Origin of the sequence: Pedobacter cryophilus (genome assembly GCF_005116455.1) — a bacterium.
In the GTDB taxonomy this organism is placed as follows: domain Bacteria; phylum Bacteroidota; class Bacteroidia; order Sphingobacteriales; family Sphingobacteriaceae; genus Pseudopedobacter; species Pseudopedobacter cryophilum.
Genome location: NZ_SWBP01000004.1, coordinates 419,909 through 442,209, shown reverse-complemented (window position 1 = coordinate 442,209; position 22,301 = coordinate 419,909). Strand labels below are relative to the sequence as shown.

The following is a 22,301-nucleotide window of genomic DNA, read 5'->3' as shown; positions in this document are numbered from 1 at the left end:
TTTATTCCTCTTAGAATCGCTCCTTAAGGTTTTCCTTCCCGTTTGACCGGGGTGCAAAGATGTAACTTATTTTTGTTACTTCCTAATCTTTTTTTGCTTTTTATTTCAAGTCGAAAATTATCTTTTTTCCTATCCTTATTAAGCTTCTCTCTCTTTTCAATCCCCCGCCTTCCTTGCGATTGCGGAGTGCAAAGGTGTAACTTTTTTATTTATCTCGCAACTATTATTATCTCCTTTTTATTACTCCTTACATAACTCCCTGTCAATCTGATTGAAAAAGTTTACTTTTCCTGATTTTTACTGTTGCTATAGGTTTTTTTGAGCGTTGAAATGCACTGACCTGTGTTTATAAACTGGATGGAAACGGATACCAGCCCTTGTGATTAAGGCCTATGGGGTATGAGTGGACAGCCAGACTAACCTTATATATATGTGCTGTATTTGCTTTTCTAAAATTTAACCTTACTTAGTATTGATTCAGGCGTTTAGGTAAGTTATTACTAATTATTGCTATTAAATGGTTTGAAGTTGAATATACTTTTAGATATTTATTGAATGAATATTGATGTTTATGGTTCCTTCTTGAAGGATTTCTATTTTAACAAGTTTGAGGGACATGTTTGGCTTCATAATAATTATGGAGAGGCTGAGGAACTACCGGTTGATTCTTTTTTTAGAACAGAAGAAGATATGCCTGATGTAGAGATTTTTGCTTTGAACTTGTGTAAGGGTGATATTTTAGATATTGGAGCTGGAACTGGTACGCATAGTGTGATTCTACAACGTAATGGTTTTAAGGTGACTGCTATTGAGCAATCTGCAGGTGCTTGTGAGGTAATGCAGCTACGTGGCGTGAAGGATATTGTTCATCAGGATGTGATGACTTTTAAGGATCGCAAATTTGATACGCTATTAATGATGATGAATGGTATTGGTTTTTGCGGGTATGTGGAAGATTTGAAATTGTTTTTAAATCATGCTAAGGATTTACTTTTACCTGATGGACAGATTTTATTTGATTCTTCTGACGTAGCTTATTTATATGAAGATGGAGAACCGGAAAAAGAAAGCTATTATGGAGAGATTGATTATCAATATGAATATGAGAAGGAAAAAGGAGATTGGTTTTCTTGGTTATATATAGATGAGGAATTGATGAATAAAATTGCTTTAGAGTGTGGTTGGAGTTTGCAGATTATTTATCAGGATGAGGATGATCATTATTTGGGCAGGTTGAGCCTCATCCCCAGCCCTTCTCCTTTGCAGAAGGAAGATTAATTAGTGATTATTTCAGGAAATTGGCGTACCAATTGCCTGATTCTTTGATTGTTCTTTTTTGGGTTTGAAAATCTATATGAATTAATCCGAAGCGAGGATGATAACCTTCGGCCCATTCGAAGTTATCTGTTAGTGTCCATACAAAATAGCCTTCTACATTATAACCTTCGTTTTTTGCTCGGAGGACTTGACTTAAATTATCTTGTATGTATTGAGTTCTTTGATGATCGAGAATTTTACCATCTGTTAAGATATCAGGAAAAGCAGCACCATTCTCGGTAATCATTAATTTTTTGATTTGCGGGTATTGATTGAATTTTTTGATCATTTGGTAAATGGCCTCGGGATATATTTCCCATTTCATTGTGGTAATGGGCACATTTCTTTTCTCGGCTTTTACTAATGATGCGCTTAAATATGGCATAAGCCATGAATTCTTAATGATTTCTCTGGTGTAATTTTGAATGCCGATGAAATCAAAATCAAAGATCATGTCTTTTTCATCTTGCGGAAGCATGAATTTTTTTATTCCCTTTAAAACTGGCAATTCTTTATCGGGATAACCTAAACCTAATAATGGCTCTATATATAATCTATTTAATAATGCATCTACCCTATCTACGGCTCGGTGATCTCGAGGGACATTTCTGTAAGGTTGAATGTGAGAACAAGAAAAGGTGGTTCCGATATTTGAGTCAGGATAAATTTTTCTTAACACTCTTGCGCCGGCAGCAATAGAAAGTGTGGTATAATGTATTGCAGGCAAAAAATTTTTCATTCCTCTTTTGCCCGGGGCATGTAAACCTAAAAAATATCCGGCTCCGGTAAAGACAACCGGCTCATTCATGACCATCCAGTTTTTTACTCGATCGCCAAAGTTAATGGCGCATATTTCCACAAATTCTTGAAACCATTGGATGACTTCTCTATTTGTCCACCCTCCTTTTTTCTCTAACTCGTGAGGTAAATCCCAATGGTAGAGCGTAAGCCAAGGTTCTATTCCTAATTCTATACAATGGTTAATTACTGAATTATAATAATCTAAACCAGCTTGATTTATTTTGCCGGTACCTTGTGGTAGGATACGAGACCAAGAAATAGAAAATCTGAAATTAGGAATGTTGAGCTTTTTGACCAGCGTAATATCATCCTGATAAGAATTATAAAAGTTGCAGGCGATATTACCATGTTGGGCATCTTTGATTTTTCCTTTTGTGTTTGTAAAAACATCCCAAATAGATAGTCCTTTTCCATCTGCATCATGAGCGCCTTCAATTTGATAAGCCGCAACAGAAACTCCCCATTTAAAATGCGGACCGAAATTTTCTTTTTTTAATAAATTTTGTGGGGTGGAAGGATTTGTCATGTAGGATTTACAAGCTTAAGCTTGCAAAATACGTTCAATTTAAGCAGTTTTCAAAAAACTAAGCCTTAATGTGAAAAAAGAGCCTTCATTCTGCTTAGGAATAAACGCTCTTTTAATTTATTTGTTAGTTGAATAAAGAATTGGAACAGTTTCATATCAGTTATTACTTATTTAAAAGTAATACTTTAGGATAAACTGTATATATATTGTATGATAAGTTTTTGTTAAGTATAAGTTGAGCTAAAGCAGTTGACAGAACCTATTAATCATTTAACACACAAAATTATTAATCTTTAAACGGTAATACTAAAATCGGTTTCAAAAACATGACCGTGTTTTAAGTTTAATATGGCTTCTTTTTGAGAAATATCTTTAAACTCTCCGTCTGTATCTGCACAACCTAACCAAGGCTCGATACAAATAAATGGCGCATCTTTTTTAGACCATAAGCCTAAATAATTGAAGTGAGGAAAATCTAATTTTACCTGTTTGCTGGTTGTTGTACTTTTTAGAGTGACTGATCTTGATTTTAAATTTTTGAAAACCAAGGCGTCATTATCAAAAAGAGACATCTCTAATGGTAATATATTACCATTTGTAGGGATAGTTGCTGTTTGTTTATTGAATAAACCTTTTTCTGTAAGCTGATGAGTGATTAATTCTTCTTGGGTTTCAAACTCGATATAATAATCATTGAAGTTTCCATCTGCATTTAACGGCACATTAAAACCAGGATGAGCGCCGATAGAGAAATATATGGTTTGATCATCCATATTGATGACTTTATAAAGGATATTTAACGATCGACCGGTTAAATGATAAATTACCTGAAACTCGAATTTGTACGGATAATTTTTGAGTGTTTCATCATTATACCTGAGCTCAAAAACTGCTTGCTGAGGCGCAGATTCTATTCTTCTGAAGATACTTGTACGAGCAAAACCATGACGACTAAGAGGATATGAATTTCCGTTTACAGATAAAGCTTCGTTATTTAAAGCGCCAACTATAGGAAACAAATTTGGTGCATTAAAAGGCCAAATAGCAGGATCGGCTTTCCAAATGTAATCTGTTTGATCCTTTTTATCTATTATAGAAAGTAGCTCCGCTCCTCTTGAACTTAGGGTAACTTTTAATTCATCGTTTTCTAAAACTACCATAATTTATATTTTTTTGAACTTGTTGGCTAACATTTTCAGCATATCATCATTGGCTGGAGAAACCTCTTCTTCTTTTACTTTTTGAGGTTCTACAGTTTTTTGCTGTTGTACGGGCTTAGGTTTTTGTTGAATTTCTACTGGCTTTGGTTTTTGCCTAGCTTCATTTCTTTTTTCTTTGTGTTGTTGCCAAAATTTATCTAACCTATTTTTAGTGTAAAGAGGGAAATCACCATTCATCATCCAAGAATAATAGCTTGGTTCTTCATCAAAAACCTGAAAAAGAGTTTTTCCTTTGTGTTTCCCGAAATTAAATATAGGTTGGTTTTCGTCATTAAAAACCATTCTCCCTGCAAAATCAACCGGTTTATTTAGGTTAGTAAATATGTGTAATGATTCTACATCGTTTTTTACTGGCTGTGAAATGACTCCTTTTTTATTCTCCCAATCTTTACCTTCATATTTTTCTATTTGAGAAAGGAGTACTTCATAAGTGGCTTTAATATCAGCTTCGGCAGAGTGAGCATTGATGATATCTTTACCACAATAAAATTTGTATGCTGCTCTTAAAGTTCGTTGTTCCATTTGGTGGAAGATATTTTGCACATCAACAAACTTGCGGTGTTCAATCTCAAAATTGATTCCTACTCTTAAAAATTCTTCTAAAAGCATTGGAATATCAAATTTATTGGAGTTGTAACCGGCTAAATCGGCATCAGCTAAAAAATCTATAATTTCTTGTGCTACCTCTTTGAAGGTTGGTGCATCTATTACATCTTCATCATAAATGCCATGAATTAAAGATGACTCTAAAGGTATTGGGATAAGAGGTTTGATTTTGAGGGTTTTGATTTCCTCATCGCCAGAAGGCATCGCTTTTAAAATGGAGATTTCTACTATACGATCTGAAGCTACGTTGATACCTGTTGCTTCTAAATCAAAAAAAGCTAATGGACGCTTTAAATTAAGTTTCATTTAATAAGGTGTAATAAAGTGAGATATGAGGTTTAAGACAAAATGCGATGGTTAATTATTTAATTTAACTAAAAATGATTAAGCCAAGTATAATGCCAATTATCATAATGGCGTACAGCATAATTTCGTTACCGGCATATTGCTTGTATTTACCCCAAAATGAGTAGTTTGATTTGTCTTTTTCCATTAAATTTTAAATAAAATTATAAACATGAAGGTCGGGAATTTTAGTTAAGCAAAGAAGTTTTTGGTGCTTTAATTCTGTTGCTAAACAAACAAAGCTCATTAAGTTTCCTCAATGAGCTTTGCCTCAGAAATATAAATGGCATTTACTGAGCAGTTTTTTTCCATTTTATAGAACAACCAATAGCTTTAGTTTGCGTTAACTCTATTTCTTTACCTGCTAAAAGTGCCTCTGCTGCGTTTTCTGCATATTTAATTTTTGCATCATTTACATTTTCTGTATCGTTATCTATAGCGCCAATGTAAGAAACCACTAACCCTTTATCGGTTTTCTTTAGCAAATAAACATGGGGCGTTGCTTTTGCTCCATAAGCTTTAGCAATGTCTTGAGAATCATCTACCAAATATGGAAAAGTATATTTTTCTTGTTTTGCCCTGATTTTCATATTCTCGAATGAATCTTCGGGGTTTATGGCTGGATCATTAGGATTGATTGTCATCACAGGCAAGCCTTTTGAAGCGTATTTAGCGTTTAAGGCAATTATTCTACTCTCGTAAGCTTTAGAATAAGGACATTGATTACAATGAAAAATCACAAAAAAACCTTTTGCTTCCTTATAATTTGCCATTGAAATCATCTTATTATCAACATTTTTGAGGTTAAAATCTGTAGCGATGTCTCCAATTTTATAACCCGTTTGAGCTTTTGCAATTCCAGAAAGTGCAATAAGCAATACCATTAATAATTTTTTCATTGTACTGATTATTTGTTTGTTAAATATACTTTTTCTATTTCTTCCCAAGTAAATTCTTGTTCATAAAAATTTCTTGTTTTCTTTTTGTTGTTGATTATTAAAGTGGCTGGTAATGAACCCGACCATGTTTTACTGATTTTATCTATATAATCTTGTTCTGACTTTTCGTTTAACAAATATAATTCTGATTTTAGTTTATTTCTCTTTACAAAAGGGTTTACAACTTTCTCTAATTTTGATTTAAAATCTAAACTCACCAAAATTACTTTTAATGGTTGGTTTTGATATTGCCTTCCCAATTGTTCGAAATTTGGCAATTCTTTTATACAAGGTGCACACCAAGTAGCCCAAAAATTCACCACAAACACCGTGTCTTTGCCTAATTCTATTCTATTTTCGAGTTGATTTAAACTTAATAACTTTACTTGAGCAGATATTGTTTTTGAGTTAACTAACAAGATTAAGCTAAAGAAAATGAGTTTTATTTTCATTATTTTATTACTTTAACTGATGAATTATAAAGGTCTGAATATATTTAAAATTTTAGTAAACTCCTTTTTTTGATACCAATCATTAAAAACAAATTCATAATGTTCTACCTCAAAAGTACCGAAATCAAAATCTCGGTATTTTTCCAGCAATTCCAAAAATGCTTTCTTATTTTTTATTTCAGTTTTAAACCGAACAATTGTAGCATGAATAGACTGAATTTCATATCGACTGTCTAAGGAAGAATTTAAATTAGTTTGGTTGAAATTAACTCTTAAATTATCTCTAAGAAGGTTTATTTGATTGTTTGCAGCAAATCCTTTCAGCATTAAACAAGAAGGCGAAGCGGTTAATCCTTTAAATTTAATTTGCTCATTCCTTAAATTTTTTAAGCTCAAGGCGATTAGTTCCTCATAATCTTTGATGTTAATATCGCCTAAATAAAATCCAGAATAGCAAGAAATAATAGACATCACCGTAATATGAATATCACTAGAAGGGTAGTAATATTGATGAGGTTCAATAATTTTTAAATCATTAATGAAATTTGAAATTTCTGTTTTAACAAGCTCACTTGGCCTGATTAAAAGCGTAACTCCTCTCCTTAAATCATCGCTTGAATCAATTTGTGGGTCAATTTGAAATTCATTTCTTTCGAATTTCTCCAAAGATTTAGACCACATTTCTTCATAATGCTTATTTAAATTCATATTCAATAGCGCTAAGAGTTAAAATCTCCTGATTTATTTAACAGTACCGCCTCTAGAAAAATATTTATAAGTATAAGGATCTTTTAATTTTGCAACCATCACTCCTTTACTGGTACTTGCATGAAAGTAGAAGCCATTTTGAAGATAAATACCTACATGGCTAAATTTTTTACCTTCATAATCAAAGAAAACCAAATCGCCTTCTTTTAACTGGCCCTCATATTTTCTTTTAATTGCCTCTACTTGCTGACTGGTTATTCTAGGAATTTCCTTTTCATAAACATCTTTAAAAGCTAGATATACCAAGCCTGAACAATCCACCCCTCTTTTACTTAAGCCGCCATACTGATATTTAGTTCCCTGCCAATCATCAATAAAACCATATAATTTACCATTTCTAATCGCTTTTTTTGAAACATCCATTAATTCTGAATATTTTTTGACAATTTTTGGAGAAGGTTTTTCGAAGCCAGATTTTGGAACTAATACTTTTTTTGATTTACAGGAAGTAATAGCTAAGGCAAAAAGAATGAAGAGAAAAACAAGTTTAATGTATGAGCTGAGGTTAAATTTTGTGGTTTTTAATTGATCTAGAGCAATAATTTTATTCATTATCAAGAATTTTTTAACACTTTTTGAATTTCATCCAACTTCATTAACGCTTCTACAGGCGTTAAGGTGTTTACATCCAAATTATTTAAAACATCTCTAATTTTTATCAAAACCGGATCGTCTAAAGAAAACATTTGCAATTGAACCGCCTGCTTTTGCATTTTCATTAAACTGGCTTTCACATGTTCGCCACCAGTGCGTTCATTTTCTAATCTTTTTAGAATTTCGTTTGCTCTTTTTAAAATAGCGGCAGGCATTCCGGCCATTTTAGCTACATGAATTCCAAAACTATGCTCGCTCCCACCGGGAACTAATTTTCTTAAAAAAATTACTTTATTACCTACTTCCTTAACAGAAACATTAAAGTTTTTTATCCTGTTAAAAGAATTAGATAACTCATTTAATTCGTGGTAATGGGTCGCAAAAAGTGTTTTGGCTTTCGCCGATGGATGGTTATGTAAATATTCTGCAATAGACCAAGCAATAGAAATTCCATCATAAGTGGATGTTCCTCTTCCAATCTCATCTAATAAAATCAAACTCCTGTCTGATAAATTATTTAAGATACTTGCTGTTTCGTTCATTTCTACCATAAAAGTAGATTCGCCGCTAGAAAGATTATCAGAAGCGCCAACTCTAGTGAAAATTTTATCTACAATACCAATAGAAGCTTCTTTAGCAGGCACAAAACTGCCCATTTGTGCCATCAAAACAATTAAACCTGTTTGCCTTAACAAAGCAGATTTACCCGCCATGTTAGGACCAGTAATAATGATGATTTGTTGAGAATCATTATCTAAATAGACACTATTGGTGATGTATTCATCGCCTAAAGGCAAATTTTGCTCAATCACCGGATGCCGGCCACCTTTAATATCCAACAGTTTGGTATTATTTACGGTAGGTTTTACGTAGTGATTTTTTTGCGCAGTTTCTGCAAAGCATAACAACACATCTAATTGTGCAATTAAATAAGAATTAAGCTGAATAGGTTTAATAAACTCGGCAATGCTGGCCACCAAATCTGTAAACAAACGAGTTTCTATGGCTAGAATTTTCTCCTCGGCACCTAAAATTTGGTCTTCGTATTCTTTTAGTTCAGGTGTGATGTAACGTTCGGCATTTACCAAAGTTTGTTTTCTGATCCATTCTTTTGGCACCTTATCTTTGTGTGTATTAGAAACCTCTAAATAATAGCCAAAAACATTGTTAAATGCTATTTTTAAAGAACTAATCCCTGTATTTACCGCTTCATTTTTTTGCAATTCTAACAAATAATCCTTGCCACCAAAAGCAATTTTTCTCAATCGGTCTAAATCTTGATCTAAACCATCGGCCATTACTTTGCCTTTATTGAGTTGCACAGGTGGATCGGGCTGTAATTCTCTTTCAATTTTTTGAAGTACAGATGCACATAAATTAATTTGCTCTGAAATTCGTTTCACCGAATCCTGATTAACAGCATCACAAATATTTTTTACTTCGGCAATGGCCGTTAAAGCTCTTATTAATTGAACAATTTCTCGTGGATTGGTTTTTTGTAGGCCAATTTTAGAAATCAACCTTTCTAAATCGCCAATCTGCCGAATATAATTCTGCAATTTTGCCTTTAAATCTGATTCATCATAAAAAAACTGAACCACATTTAATCGCTCTTGAATAGGTTTTTGATTTTTAAGCGGCATTACCATCCACTTACGCAACATACGGGCACCCATGGCACAAGAAGTTCGGTCTAAAACATCTATTAAAGTTTTACCGTTTTCATTTGGCGAGCCAATTAACTCTAAATTTCTAACGGTAAACCTATCCAACCACATGTAGCGGTCTTCCTCAATTCTAGAAATATTGCTGATGTGTTGCAGCTGCCTATGCTCCGTTTCATTTAAATAATGTAAGGCTACTCCGGCGGCAACAATTCCCAAGTTTAACTTTTCAATACCAAAACCTTTTAAAGATTTTACTTCAAAATGCTTAAGCAGGGTTTCTTGAGCATAATCTGCACTAAAAGCCCAATCATCTAAAGTATAGGTGTAAAAGTTAGTTCCAAATTCTTCGGTAAAATCTTTGCTTTTGGCTTTTGAAAAAACTACTTCGCTAGGTTTAAAACCTTGCAAAAGCTTATCAATATATTCGGCATTGCCTTGAGCCACCAAAAACTCGCCGGTAGAAATATCTAAAAATGATACCCCAATACTTTGCTTTTCAAAATGCAAAGTAGCTAAGTAATTGTTAGACTTTTGTTGAACAATGTTATCGCTATAAGCTACGCCTGGTGTAACCAATTCGGTTACCCCCCGTTTTACAATTCCTTTAACAGTTTTTGGATCTTCTAACTGATCACAAATGGCCACCCTTTGTCCGGCTCGCACCAGTTTTGGCAAGTACGTTTCTATGGAATGATGCGGAAAACCTGCTAACTCTATATGAGAAGCAGATCCGTTAGCTCTTTTGGTTAAAACAATTCCTAAAATTTGAGAGGCTTTTATGGCATCGGCTCCAAAGGTTTCGTAAAAATCGCCAACTCTAAATAACAATAAAGCACCAGGATATTTGGTCTTAATCTCGTTATATTGAGTCATTAAAGGAGTTTCTTTGTCGTTATTTTTTGCCAATGAGTAATAAAGTTAGGTGTTGCAAAGTTATAAATTAAAGCAAGTGGATTAGAATTGTTGAAAATTTGATGATTGTTGAAAGTGATAAGTGGTAAGTATTAAGTTTTAAGTTTTTTTTGAAAAGCAAATTCATCACATTTAAGTACCGATAGTCTTGTTTTCCGCTGTAGTTTTAAAGCTGTAAATTAGCTTTAAAAGCTGCCGCTTCACCCAAGTTTATTATAGTTAAGCTTGTGCAAAAAACAAAAAAATATTAAGTAGAATTCTTATAATTTCGCATTCAAATTTCAACACCATTTCATGAAAAAAATATTCAATATCCTTAGCTTTTCAGCGCTTGTATTTTCAGCAGCATGTACTTCATCAAGTTCTAAAACAGCAAATGTAAATCAATCAGGTGATTCTGTAGCAGTAAAAACCGAAGTTAAAGCAGCGCAACCTGTCAACCATGAAGGTAAAAAACCTGCTGATGCGGTAACTATATTGGCCCGTAAGCAAGTTCCAATTTTATGTTACCACCAAATAAGAGATTGGAAAGCAACGGATTCACAATCGGCAAAAGATTATATTATTCCGGTAAAGACGTTTAAAGATCATGTAAAAATGCTTGCCGATAGTGGCTATAATAGCATTTTACCCGATCAACTATACAATTATTTAGTTTATGGAGATCCGCTACCAGCAAAACCAGTGATGTTTACTTTTGATGATACCGATTATGATCAATTTGAAGTTGGCGCCAAAGAATTAAAAAAATACGGCTTTAAAGGGGTTTATTTTATTATGACAGTTTCTATTGGTAGAAATGGCAAAGTTCATTACATGAGTAAAGAAGATATTAAAGCGCTTTCTGATGATGGAAACGTAATTGGTAGCCACACTTACGATCATAAAAACGTTAAAAAATATGTTGCCGAAGATTGGGTTACACAAATAGAAAAGCCAAGTAAAAAATTAGAAGAAATTACAGGCAAAAAGATGGATTACTTTGCTTATCCGTTTGGTTTGTGGAATAAAGAAGCTATTCCCGAATTAAAGAAAAGAGGCTTTAAATCTGCATTTATACTGGCCGAAAAAAGAGATGAAAACGACCCATTATATACCATCAGAAGAATTATTGCCAGTGGCTATTGGAGTTCAAAAACTTTACATAACAGTATGGTGAATAGCTTTGGGGAGAAGAGAAATTAGGTTTGTTGATTTGAAGGTTTTCAATTTGAAGATGATGCACACCGAATAATTTTTAACCACAGAGGGCACAAAGATCACAGAGAATTTGAAAATGAGTTGATTTGAAGATGAGTTTTAAACTTATGTTTAACCGCGGAGAGCGCCAAGGTCACAGAGATTTAAAATCGTAAAGTTTATGGCTAGCCTAAATTTTACGATTTTTTTATGCCTTTATTTCTGAGCTTTTTTATCAGGTTAAATGGGAATAATTGGCTTGGTTGAGGAAACGCAAAAATTAAAACTCTTAGGGAATAGTTACACTTACTTTTTGTGAAGTATGGGCACTAAAATAGCCTAAAGCTCCATTATCAAAATTAGAATCGGGATTGGAAGGTGCTGTTGGCGGACCACCATTACCTGAGATTTGTGAGATGGCAAAAAAGTAACGGTAAATATTTAGATCTATACATTGAAAATCTATGGTGACTTTGTCTCCAGCTTTTAAATCTGGTTCATCACTAAAAATAGTATTTGTTACCTTATTTCCATCATTAAACCTATCGCTATCAACATAATACGCATTTCTTAACTCGTTATTTACGGTAAGAACATAATTATATTGATTGTTAATATTAGGTGTATCTTGATAATTTACCTGCGTAAATTTTCTTTTATCACCAAAAAAGGTGAGTTCGGTAACGGTAATAGAATCTAAAATTACAACTTGTGGCATAATAGATTGAGCCGTATAAGTTTTGTTATTTGCTTTTACCTGAACAGTATATTTTTTACCTGGCTTCCCACTAAATGGGATAGAAATATAATTTCCGTTTGCACCTTCTGTAAAAACATAAGTAGGTCCGTTTTCTTCTTGAACAGTAACTAAAGCATTTGTTAATGGCAGCAAAGAATTATCATCTGTAAAAGGTTTGGTTAAAGAAAGTCTGATAATTTGAGGTTCTAATTTATTGGTTACGTTTGCTTCAATAACTGCAACAGCTTCGGTTTTATCTAACTTAATATCAATAACTTCTTCGCAAGAGCTTAAAAAAAGAGAAGTGAAAGCTATAAAAAAAGTGAGTATATAGTGTTTATTATTTTTCATGAGTTAAAATTTAAAATTCCAGGTTACTGAAGGGATAATGCCAAACAAGGTTGTTCTTACTGCTTGTGTTTTGTTTGCATTCTCTGGATCTTCCCTAAAATCTATTGAAAAAGCATTTTTTCTATTGTAAACATTATAAATACCAAAAGACCAACTCGATTGATATTTTTTCCCAACTTTCCCTTCTAAAGTTGCTGATAAATCTAATCTGTGATAATCTGGTGCTCTGTAAGCGTTTTTTTCTGTGTAGTAAAACACAGTAGAACTGCCTAATTGATATTTTCCGCTTGGGAAAGTAACTGCATTACCTGTACTGTAAACAAAGGTTGAAGAAAATGTCCAACGGGTGCTGGCTTTATATATTCCTACCAGAGAAATATCGTGGGTACGATCTTGCTTGGCATCAAACCATTTCCCCTCATTAATTTGATTAAACTTTCTTTCTGTTTTGGCTAAAGTATAACCTATCCAACCGTTAAAATCGCCAAACCTCTTTTTCAAAAAAAGTTCTAATCCATAAGCTCTACCATCGCCATATAAAAGATCAGCTTCTACATTTTGGTTTCCTCTTAAATCTGTTCCATTTCTATACTCAATTTGGTTTTGCATCCATTTATAATAAACTTCGGCAGAAAACTCATAAGTATCATTTTTAAAATTGGTAAAGTATCCGGTTGCCACCTGATCTGCAATTTCTGGCTTAATATTATTACTATTCATAATGTATAAATCTGTTGGCGAAGTAGCCGTTGAGTTAGACATTAAATGTAGGTTTTGTGTATTTCTGGTGTAAGATGCCTTAATGGCTTTGGCATCGTTGAGTTGAAAACTTGCAGAAACCCTTGGTTCTAAATTGAGATAGCTTTTAACAGCCTCGTTAGAAGAATAGGTTTTAGAATCGGTAATATTTCCATCAGCATCATAAGTTTTAAAATCGCCGGGACCAAACAAAGTGAAAGTGCTTAATCTTGTGCCGTAAACAATATTAATTTGATCACTCAATTTCCATTCATCAGAAAAATAAGCGGCTAATTCTACTCCTTTTCTGTTTTGTACCGTTGTTTCATTTACGCTAGAATTGCCTGACGAAGTTAATTTTCCGGGGGCAATGGTATGATGAATGGCATTAACCCCAAACCTAATTTCGTGGTTGCTGTTAACAGCATATTGAAAATCTTGCTTTAAATTAAAATCTCTGATTGATGAGTTTACTTTAAAATTATTGTCTTCCAATAAATTCTCAATCACGTAATTATAGTTGCTGTAAATTAACGAAGTATTAGAAAACAAACGGTTAGAAAACAAGTGATTCCACCTTAAAGTACCGGTTGCATTGCCCCACTCAAAGCCAAAAGTATTACCTAAACCTAGTTTATCTCTTCCAAAATACCCCGAAAGATATAACACGTTTTTATCGTCAATTTGGTAATTGGCTTTTGCATTTAAATCATAAAAGTATAGCGTATTATTTTTTATGCTACTATCGGGAGAAAAGGCTAAGAAAGCATCTGCATAAGTTCTTCTTCCGCTAATCATAAAAGAACTTTTATCCTTTTTAAAAGGCCCTTCTATCTTTAGTCTCGATGAAATTAAACCAATCCCACCTTCAAAAGTATAGTCCTTTTTATTACCATCGTTCATTTTAATATCTAAAACTGAAGATAATCTGCCACCATATTGCGCAGGCATGCCCCCTTTATAAACAGTTACATCTTTAATGGCATCTGAATTAAATGTAGAAAAGAAGCCCAATAAATGAGAGGCATTATAAACAGGAGCTTCGTCTAAAAGAATTAAATTTTGATCGGTGGAGCCACCTCTAACATAAAAACCACTATTCCCTTCTCCTGCTGATTTAATTCCGGGTAATAATTGCAATGTTTTTAAAATATCTCTTTCGCCAAATAGTACGGGAATGTTTCTTAATTCTTTAACATCTAATTTTTGCACACCCATTTGAGGGTTTGATACATTATCATTCTTTTTAACTGCATTAACAACCACTTCTGCCAATTCATTAGATGAAGAAAGATCTAAATTAATCTGCGTATCAGCTTTCAACTCTAACTCCTTCACAATAGTTTGATAGCCTACATAACTAAAAGTAACTTGATAAGTACCCAAAGGCAGACTTAAAGAATAAAAACCATAAGCGTTGGTAATAGTGCCGTTTATAACCGGTCCGCTTACTTTTACAGATGCACCTATTAAAGTTTCTCCGGTAAGGGCATCTTTTAAAACACCGTTTAAAACGGGATTTTTTTGAGCAAAAGCAAAATTTAAAACAAAAAAGAGAAGGAAAAGAAGCGTTAGGAAGCGTTTTATGTTAGTCACTGTTTATTAAATATTTTAGTGTAGGACTGCCAATTGCATATTTTGTAACAAAGATTGTCCATTTTTTTAAAACTATTGTTAAAAACATAGTAATCGAATTTTTGATGAAATGTTTTACCTTTTATTAAATTAATAGATTGTTACCGATGGTAAATTTACAAGTGATAATATTTTTACAAAAAACACATACTGAACCAACAATAAATGCTTTAATTCGTTTATCCATTTAAATCAAATTAATAATTATGAAAAAAAGAATTTCTCTATTAGCCGGTGCAATAATTTTGTTCATCGGTTTTTCTGTAAATGCACAAACAAAACCACCGGTAGATAAAAGCAAAAGAGCTAGCCCACCGGCAAAAGTAACTGAAACACTTTCTAGTGGCGCTACCATTTCTGTAGATTACAGCCAACCAAGTTTAAAAGGAAGAGCATTGGAAACATTAGCATCTTTTAACAAAGTATGGAGAACAGGCGCTAACGAAGCTACTGTATTTGAAGTGAGCCAAGATGTAAAAATTAACGGCAAAACACTTGCTGCTGGTAAATATGGTATATTCACTATCCCTGGAGAGAAAGAATGGACCATTATTTTTAACAAAACCTGGAACCAATGGGGCGATACTAATTACAAAGAAGCAGACGATGCTTTAAGAGTAACCTCAAAAGTTTCAACAACTAAAGAAGCAACAGAAATGATGACTTTTAAAATTTCTAAATCTGGTAAAGTTGATCTTTATTGGGGAAATACAATGGTTGGTTTTAGTGTGAAATAATAAATTTTACTTTAACAACAAAAGTGATGTAATTAATTTTGCATCACTTTTTTTATGTAGGTTAGAATTTCTGCGTTAAAACAGAGTTTCATATTATTCAATTTTAATATTTGCATTTTTTTTATTGCAAATATTAAAATTATAAAAAATTCTATTTTAAGCTGAATGGAAAAATTTGATCAATATTTAAAACATTCTAAAATACTTTATCTAATTAAAACGGATTTAGAAGGAAACTACACCTACATTTCTCCTCATTTTGCCGAAGTTTTTAATTTAGATCCTGAAAAAACTTATGGCACCAATAGTCTGTTAACAATATTTAAAGAAGATCATCAAAAATGTATAGATGCAGTAACTAAATGTTATCAAAACCCCAATACTTATCAAAAAGTTTCTTTGAGAAAACCTTTCCCTAACGGAAAATTAATTTGGAGCCAATGGGAATTTTATTTAGCTACAGATGAGCACCATCAACCTAAAGAAATGATTTGTTTTGGTAGTTGCGTATCAGAAAAAATTCAACATCTTAAATTACTTAAAACATCAAACGAAAAAAATAATGAAAATGAGGTTAAATACCAAACCTTGTTTGAAACTACTATTTTGGCCATTATACTTCATACACCAGACGGCAAAATTTACGATGCTAACGAGGTTTTTTGTAAAATGGTAGGTATTACTAAAACCAATATTACCGACCGTAATATTTCGGAATTCACACCTGAAACATTTAGAGAAATAGATAAAGCTTTTTTTGATTTATTGATTAAAAAACCAACAAATTCTTCCTATGAAAAAGAATTTATTACTACCGAAGGTAAAATTATTCCTATATCTGTAAATCCAAAAATATTTCAAGATCAAAATGGGAAAATATTTATTTGGAGCATTATTAAGGATATTACAGAGAGAAAACAACAAAAAATATTATTGAAACAACAAAAAGAGTTATTAGAACAAACCGCACATATTGCAAAATTGGGAGGTTGGCATATTGACTTAAAATCTAAAAAAACTGAATGGACTAAAGAGGTTTACAAAATTCATGATTTAGAAGATGATTTTAAACACAATATTACTAATGGCATTGAATTTTTCCATAGGGAAGACCAGATTAAAATTTCACTGGCGCTAGAAAAATCTGCCAAATTTGGACATCCATTTGATCTTGAATTAAGACTAATTTCAGCTAAAAAAATTCATAAATGGGTGAGAGTTGCAGGCGGAGCTATTCATAATGCAGACACAATTATTGCCCTTAAAGGTATTATACAAGACATTACTCAAAAAAAACTAACAGAAAATACCATTTATAAACAAAACACTTTGTTAAAAGATTTTTATTTTACGCAATCTCATATTGTTAGATTACCCATTGCAAATGTTTTAGGTTTAATTAATTTACTAGATATCATAACATCTGAAGAAGATAGATTTGAAATTTATAAAAAAATCAAATTTAGCGTAAGCCAGTTAGATCAGATTGTAACCGATTTTGCAAATAAAAAAATAGACAATTAGCCTAATTTTTATTACGCATGTCTTCTTAAAATAAATCTATTTTATTCCTAAAATCCCTATATTCTTTTCAAAATTAAATTCGCTTATTGTTATTAATTCATATATTTAGTACAATATTTTTGTTAGATGATTGAGATGAAGGATACCCACCAGTACGTAAAAAATTCGGAAATTTTATATTTCTGCGTAACAGATTTAGACGGCAATTACACCTATGTTTCTCCTCATTTTGCAAAAATATTTAATTTCACGCCCAAACAACTTTATGGTACTAGCAGTCTTCTAACTATTTATGTTGATGATCATCCCAAATGTTTTGAAACCGTTGCTAAATGTTTTGAGCAGCCCAATACTTACCAAAAAGTATTACTTAGAAAACCACTAAACTTAGGAAAACTTGTTTGGACACAGTGGGAGTTTTATTTAGCTACTGATGAACAAAATAATCCATCTGAAATGATTTGTTATGGTTATGACATTTCTCACAAAATTGAAAGTTTAAACCTTTTAAAAAGTGCTCATAAAAAATTTATAGAGAGCGAAACCAAATATAAAACGCTGTTTGAAACCTCTTCTTTAGGTATTTTATTACATACCCCAAACGGAGATTTATATGATGCTAATGAAACATTTTGCAAAATGATTGGCATTAATAAAGCAGATGTAACTCATCATAATATTATAGAATTTACACCACCAGAATATTGGGAAAGCGATAAAGCATTTATCAATGATTTAATTGTAAATGATAACACTTATTCTTACGAGAAAGAATTTAAAACTAAGGATAATGAAACTATACCAGTTTCTATTAATGGTAAGATATTTCATGATCAGTCTGGCAAACTTTTTATTTGGTGCATTGCTAAAGATATAACTGAAAGAAAAAAAAGCAGAGAATTACTACAACATCAAAGAGAATTATTAGAAGAAACCTCACAAATAGCCAAACTAGGCGGTTGGACAATCAATATCAATACTTTTAAAACCGAATGGACCAAAGAAGTATATGAAATTCATGATTTAGAAGAACCTTATGACCATGATTTAGCTATCAGCATTTCCTACTACCACACTGATGATAGAGAAACAATTACAAATGCGGTAAATGAAACCATAAATGAAGGAAAAAAATTTGACCTCGAATTAAGATTTATATCTGCCAAAAATATCAACAAATGGGTAAGAGTGGCCGGAGAACCCGTTTATAAAGATGGAAAATTAATTTCTGTGAAAGGAATTTTACAAGATATCACCGAAAAGAAAAACACCGAAAATATTATATCTAAACAAAACAACTTGTTAAAAGACATTTCTTTTACCCAATCTCATCTCATTAGATTGCCTGTTGCCAACCTTTTAGGTTTAACAGATTTATTAGAGATGACCGATAACGAAGAAGAAAGACTAGATATTTGCAAAAAAATAAGATACAGCGTGTTTCAACTCGATAAAATTGTAAAAGAAGTGGCCAATAAAAAGATAGAAGATTAGTTGCGTTTTCTAATCTTCATGGCCTCACCAGCATCAAAAGATGAATCTTTTTCAGTAGATTTTCCTTTATCGTTTTCCTTTACAATAAACAATTCTTCAGGTAAATCCATAATCTGCATTTTTTTACCTTGAATTTGCTCTAATCTTCTTACCGTGGTTAACTCCAGATCTGTACAAAAAGTTAAAGCCAATTGGTCTGCTAAAGTATTTTCTCTAAATAAAACCCTTTGTGTATAAGCCATTTCATCTTCAGGGATATCAAAATGCATGATACAAGGAAATTCAGAGACATTTATATCAGAAACATCTTCATTTGCAATAATTAAAATCCTAAGTTTTGGAGTCAGTTTAAAATCAGAAAGCGAATTCACCACCTGATCTGCAATTTCACTTGCTTTAAAAACCGCCACTTCATCGTTAAAATCTTTAGCTAAATTTTTATAAACCGTTTCGGCAGTAAATCTTGAATTTACAAACACCAACACTTTATCAAAAACCTCTTTATCAGCCAAAAGCATTTCTAACAAATACAGTTTTGTACTAAAATTTGGTACTTGGTAAAGTAATTGATCAACCGTATTTAACTGATTATCACCCAAATCATCCACCTCAATAATATTTGGGATTTTTATAAAGTTGGAATATAATTTCTCTAAACGCTCATGCATTACAGATGAACACACCAAAAACTGCGATTTTTTGATTCCTCTGGCTAATTCTACTGTAGGCAATTGTAAGCCGTTTTTAATAATTAAATCGGCATCGTCCACAATAAAAAGCAAAATTTTATTGAGGTTCAAACCTAATTTTAAATAAAGCGCTCTGGCTCTATCAGGCGTAGCCACAATAATATCTACCCCATCTGTTACTTCTAAAACTTGGGTATCTAAGCTAGAACCACCAGCAAAAAGCCCAAAAATTCTTAAATCACGGTTTCTGTTTAATAAATGAAACTGGTCTAAAACTGCTTCGCCAGTTTCTGTATCAGGTACCAAATACAAAATACGAGGTGCAATTTCTTCGGTATACTGTATTTTATTTAACGCTGCCAGTACGCAAGTTGTGGTTTTTCCGCAACCATCCGGACCAATAGCCACCAAATCTTGCCCTCCATGAATCCTCGGAAAAAGCTTTCCTTGTATCTCTTTCGGACTCAAATATCCGTTCCCAGTCATCGCAGCAAGCAATTGCTTACTCAGTTTCAATTTATCTAAAGTGGCCATATCAGCTGCAAAAATAGGGATTTTTAATTTGGATAAGATTTCTTTGTGAGAAATGAGTTCTTAGAAAAGCAAAAGCAGTGGTTTATAAGCTCCCATAGTCCCGCCATACACTATATCTTTTTTGCCGAAAAGCAAAAAAGGATGCCGTTGCTGTCGGGTTTATTTAAATTATTCAACACAACCAAACAAAATGCTTTCCTGTGTCGAATTTTCCGTGGTCTGTGTCCCAAATTTCGGTTTGTGGGGACACAAACCGAGGCGGATGAGGTTTTTGTGTTAAGGATTGAAGTGGAAATCCTTTATCCCCTTTTCGGGGATAAAGATTGCAACAAAAAGCCTGACCCGCAGGGGAACACCCAACACATTAAAGTTAATAAGATGCTTTGCCCATCATTTTGGTTACATATTTTCCAATAATATCAAACTCTAAATTTACTTTATCGCCTACTTTTACTTGTTGCAAATTGGTATGCTCATAAGTGTATGGAATAATGGCAACAGAAAACGAGTTGTCTTTTGAATTTACAACCGTTAAACTAATTCCGTTTACACAAACAGAACCTTTTTCTACTGTTACATTTCCGTTTGTGGCGTCATATTCAAAAGTATAAACCCAGCTACCGTTATTTTCTTGCAAATTTATACAAATGGCAGTTTGGTCTACGTGGCCTTGCACAATGTGACCGTCTAAACGGCCATTCATTTGCATACATCTTTCTAAATTCACTAAATCGCCAACTTTTAAATCACCAATATTTGATTTTTGCAGGGTTTCATCAATAGCTGTTACGGTATGCATATCATCGGCTATAGCCACCACAGTTAAACAAACGCCATTGTGCGCAACAGATTGGTCTATTTTTAATTCTTTAGAAATAGCAGACTGAATGGTGATATGCAAATTGCTTTGCTCTTTTTGTAACTGGGTTATTGTACCCAAAGTTTCTATAATTCCTGTAAACAAAACGTTGTAGAATTTAATGGTATGATTTTCTGTTTTTCTTCCAGTTGGAAGTTGCTTTTTCAACGATTGGGCTGTTGCTTTTGTTTGCCTTATTCTCTAAAATATGAGTGGCCAAGATGGCGGCAATAATGGCTTCATCTTCGTTTTGGGTATTTAAAACTTGTGGAGTAAAGTATTTACCTACAAAATGCGTATCAAATTTACCTGATGTAAAAGCCTCATGTTGCATTACAAATTTGCCAAAAGCTAGGGTGGTTTCTATTCCGGTAATTTCATATTCATCTATTGCTCTTACCATTCTTTGGGTAGCTTCGGCCCTATCTTTTCCAAAAGTAATGAGCTTTGCAATCATAGGGTCGTAATAAATGGGTATTTCCATGCCTTGTTCAAATCCATCATCAACACGTACTCCGTTTCCTTTTGGTGTTTTATAGGTTTGTAAAGTACCTATATCTGGCAAGAAATTATTTTTAGGATCTTCGGCATAAACCCTTAATTCAATAGCATGGCCATTAATTTTTAAATCTTCTTGCTTAAAGCTGATGGCTTCGCCTCTGGCAATTTTAATTTGTTCTTTTACTAAATCTATTCCGGTAATTAATTCTGTAACTGGGTGTTCTACTTGCAAACGGGTATTCATTTCCAAAAAGAAAAAATCAAGATTTTCATCTAAAATAAATTCTACCGTACCCGCTCCGGTATAGTTTACAGAACGAGCTACATCAACCGCACATTTACCCATTTTAGCTCTAATTTCTTCTGTTAAAATACAGGAAGGCGCTTCTTCTATTACTTTTTGGTGCCTGCGTTGTACAGAACATTCTCTTTCAAAAAGATGAACAATATTGCCATGGGTATCTCCTAAAACCTGAATTTCTATGTGGCGAGGAGAAGTGACATATCTTTCTATAAAGACTGAGCCATCTCCAAAAGCAGAAACGGCTTCTGAAACTGCCAAATGCATTTGCTCTTCAAAATCTTCAGATCGTTCTACAATTCGCATTCCTTTACCACCACCACCGGCTGCGGCTTTTATGAGTATAGGAAACCCTACTTCTATGGCTCTGTTTTTTGCATCGGCTACATCGGTAATGGCTTCTTCTGTACCGGGCACCATTGGAATTTGATATTTTAATGCTGCCGCTTTTGCTGATAATTTATTGCCCATAATTTCCATTGCTTCTGGCGATGGACCAATTAAGGTTAATTTAGCTTGCTGAACTCTTCGGGCAAACTCGGCATTTTCTGATAAAAATCCATATCCGGGATGAATACCTGTGGCGCCGGTTTTAATGCAGGCATCAATTATTTTATCAATCACTAAATAAGATTGATTAGACGGTGCTGCACCAATACAAACAGCTTCATCTGCATAACGCACATGTAAGGCATTTCTATCGGCTTCAGAATAAACGGCAACGGTTTTTATTCCCATTTCTTTTGCACTACGCATAATTCTTAGTGCAATTTCTCCCCTGTTGGCAATTAAAATTTTCTCCATTATTACAAATGTAGTAGAATATAGAGATTAACAAATTGAGAATTGCTCCAGCAAAAAAAATTCATCCAAA

General features: G+C 33.1%; 19 protein-coding genes. 5 read left to right on the top strand and 14 right to left on the bottom strand.

The features are described from left to right. Positions 1 to 555 precede the first annotated feature (555 nt). Positions 556 to 1,278 (top strand): class I SAM-dependent methyltransferase, encoded by a 723-nt coding sequence (locus tag FA046_RS13455; RefSeq protein ID WP_136827032.1) that lies wholly within the window; start codon positions 556 to 558, stop codon positions 1,276 to 1,278. A gap of 7 nt (positions 1,279 to 1,285) precedes the next feature. On the opposite strand, the gene FA046_RS13450 is transcribed toward FA046_RS13455, so the two are convergent. The 9 genes from FA046_RS13450 to mutS all read right to left on the bottom strand — a co-directional run bounded on the left by FA046_RS13450 (position 1,286) and on the right by mutS (position 10,140). Next, on the bottom strand, positions 1,286 to 2,644 hold the full coding sequence (locus tag FA046_RS13450) for a GH1 family beta-glucosidase (protein ID WP_136827031.1): 1,359 nt from the start codon (positions 2,642 to 2,644) through the stop codon (positions 1,286 to 1,288). A 293-nt stretch (positions 2,645 to 2,937) separates the two neighbouring features. Continuing rightward, the gene (locus tag FA046_RS13445) at positions 2,938 to 3,804 is read right to left on the bottom strand and encodes an aldose 1-epimerase family protein (RefSeq protein ID WP_136827030.1); all 867 of its coding nucleotides are present in this window, start codon (positions 3,802 to 3,804) and stop codon (positions 2,938 to 2,940) included. A 3-nt stretch (positions 3,805 to 3,807) separates the two neighbouring features. Continuing rightward, a complete protein-coding gene (locus FA046_RS13440; protein WP_136827029.1) occupies positions 3,808 to 4,776 on the bottom strand; it encodes a 3'-5' exonuclease in 969 nt (322 codons plus the stop codon). A 64-nt stretch (positions 4,777 to 4,840) separates the two neighbouring features. Then, a complete protein-coding gene (locus FA046_RS17555; protein WP_262709956.1) occupies positions 4,841 to 4,963 on the bottom strand; it encodes a hypothetical protein in 123 nt (40 codons plus the stop codon). A gap of 142 nt (positions 4,964 to 5,105) precedes the next feature. Then, on the bottom strand, positions 5,106 to 5,714 hold the full coding sequence (locus FA046_RS13435) for a thioredoxin family protein (RefSeq protein WP_136827028.1): 609 nt from the start codon (positions 5,712 to 5,714) through the stop codon (positions 5,106 to 5,108). Positions 5,715 to 5,722: 8 nt separating this feature from the next. Next, on the bottom strand, positions 5,723 to 6,205 hold the full coding sequence (locus FA046_RS13430; protein WP_136827027.1) for a TlpA disulfide reductase family protein: 483 nt from the start codon (positions 6,203 to 6,205) through the stop codon (positions 5,723 to 5,725). A gap of 24 nt (positions 6,206 to 6,229) precedes the next feature. Beyond that, positions 6,230 to 6,913, bottom strand: a complete 684-nt coding sequence (locus FA046_RS13425) for an AKAP7-like phosphoesterase domain-containing protein (protein WP_136827026.1) — start codon at positions 6,911 to 6,913, stop codon at positions 6,230 to 6,232. Between the two features lie 33 nt (positions 6,914 to 6,946). Continuing rightward, positions 6,947 to 7,525, bottom strand: a complete 579-nt coding sequence (locus tag FA046_RS13420) for a C40 family peptidase (RefSeq protein WP_169303372.1) — start codon at positions 7,523 to 7,525, stop codon at positions 6,947 to 6,949. A gap of 2 nt (positions 7,526 to 7,527) precedes the next feature. After that, positions 7,528 to 10,140 carry a DNA mismatch repair protein MutS gene (gene mutS, locus FA046_RS13415; RefSeq protein ID WP_136827025.1) on the bottom strand — a complete coding sequence of 871 codons (2,613 nt, stop codon included), beginning with the start codon at positions 10,138 to 10,140 and terminating at the stop codon, positions 7,528 to 7,530. 300 nt (positions 10,141 to 10,440) lie between these two features. On the opposite strand from mutS, the gene FA046_RS13410 reads away from it, so the two are divergent. Next, on the top strand, positions 10,441 to 11,331 hold the full coding sequence (locus FA046_RS13410; RefSeq protein ID WP_136827024.1) for a polysaccharide deacetylase family protein: 891 nt from the start codon (positions 10,441 to 10,443) through the stop codon (positions 11,329 to 11,331). A gap of 283 nt (positions 11,332 to 11,614) precedes the next feature. Here the strand turns inward: FA046_RS13410 and FA046_RS13405 are convergent, their stop codons facing one another. Together FA046_RS13405 and FA046_RS13400 are read right to left on the bottom strand one after the other, a co-directional pair. Further along, positions 11,615 to 12,415, bottom strand: coding sequence for a DUF4249 domain-containing protein (locus tag FA046_RS13405; RefSeq protein ID WP_136827023.1), 801 nt, complete (start codon positions 12,413 to 12,415; stop codon positions 11,615 to 11,617). 3 nt (positions 12,416 to 12,418) lie between these two features. Continuing rightward, on the bottom strand, positions 12,419 to 14,740 hold the full coding sequence (locus FA046_RS13400) for a TonB-dependent receptor (RefSeq protein WP_136827056.1): 2,322 nt from the start codon (positions 14,738 to 14,740) through the stop codon (positions 12,419 to 12,421). 254 nt (positions 14,741 to 14,994) lie between these two features. Here FA046_RS13400 and FA046_RS13395 point away from each other — a divergent pair, with 254 nt between their 5' ends. From FA046_RS13395 to FA046_RS13385, 3 genes are all read left to right on the top strand, one after another. Continuing rightward, positions 14,995 to 15,525, top strand: a complete 531-nt coding sequence (locus tag FA046_RS13395) for a DUF2911 domain-containing protein (protein ID WP_136827022.1) — start codon at positions 14,995 to 14,997, stop codon at positions 15,523 to 15,525. Between the two features lie 165 nt (positions 15,526 to 15,690). Continuing rightward, positions 15,691 to 17,049, top strand: a complete 1,359-nt coding sequence (locus FA046_RS13390; RefSeq protein WP_136827021.1) for a PAS domain-containing protein — start codon at positions 15,691 to 15,693, stop codon at positions 17,047 to 17,049. A 135-nt stretch (positions 17,050 to 17,184) separates the two neighbouring features. Further along, positions 17,185 to 18,543, top strand: a complete 1,359-nt coding sequence (locus tag FA046_RS13385) for a PAS domain-containing protein (RefSeq protein ID WP_205943654.1) — start codon at positions 17,185 to 17,187, stop codon at positions 18,541 to 18,543. On the opposite strand, the gene FA046_RS13380 is transcribed toward FA046_RS13385, so the two are convergent. From FA046_RS13380 to accC, 3 genes are all read right to left on the bottom strand, one after another. Beyond that, positions 18,540 to 19,766: a DEAD/DEAH box helicase gene (locus tag FA046_RS13380; protein WP_136827019.1), complete on the bottom strand. Its 1,227-nt coding sequence runs from the start codon at positions 19,764 to 19,766 to the stop codon at positions 18,540 to 18,542. The genes FA046_RS13385 and FA046_RS13380 overlap by 4 nt on opposite strands. Before the next feature lie 370 nt (positions 19,767 to 20,136). Continuing rightward, the gene (locus FA046_RS13375; protein WP_136827055.1) at positions 20,137 to 20,730 is read right to left on the bottom strand and encodes a riboflavin synthase; all 594 of its coding nucleotides are present in this window, start codon (positions 20,728 to 20,730) and stop codon (positions 20,137 to 20,139) included. 13 nt (positions 20,731 to 20,743) lie between these two features. Then, on the bottom strand, positions 20,744 to 22,231 hold the full coding sequence (accC, locus tag FA046_RS13370) for an acetyl-CoA carboxylase biotin carboxylase subunit (protein WP_136827018.1): 1,488 nt from the start codon (positions 22,229 to 22,231) through the stop codon (positions 20,744 to 20,746). Between the last annotated feature and the right edge of the window lie 70 nt (positions 22,232 to 22,301).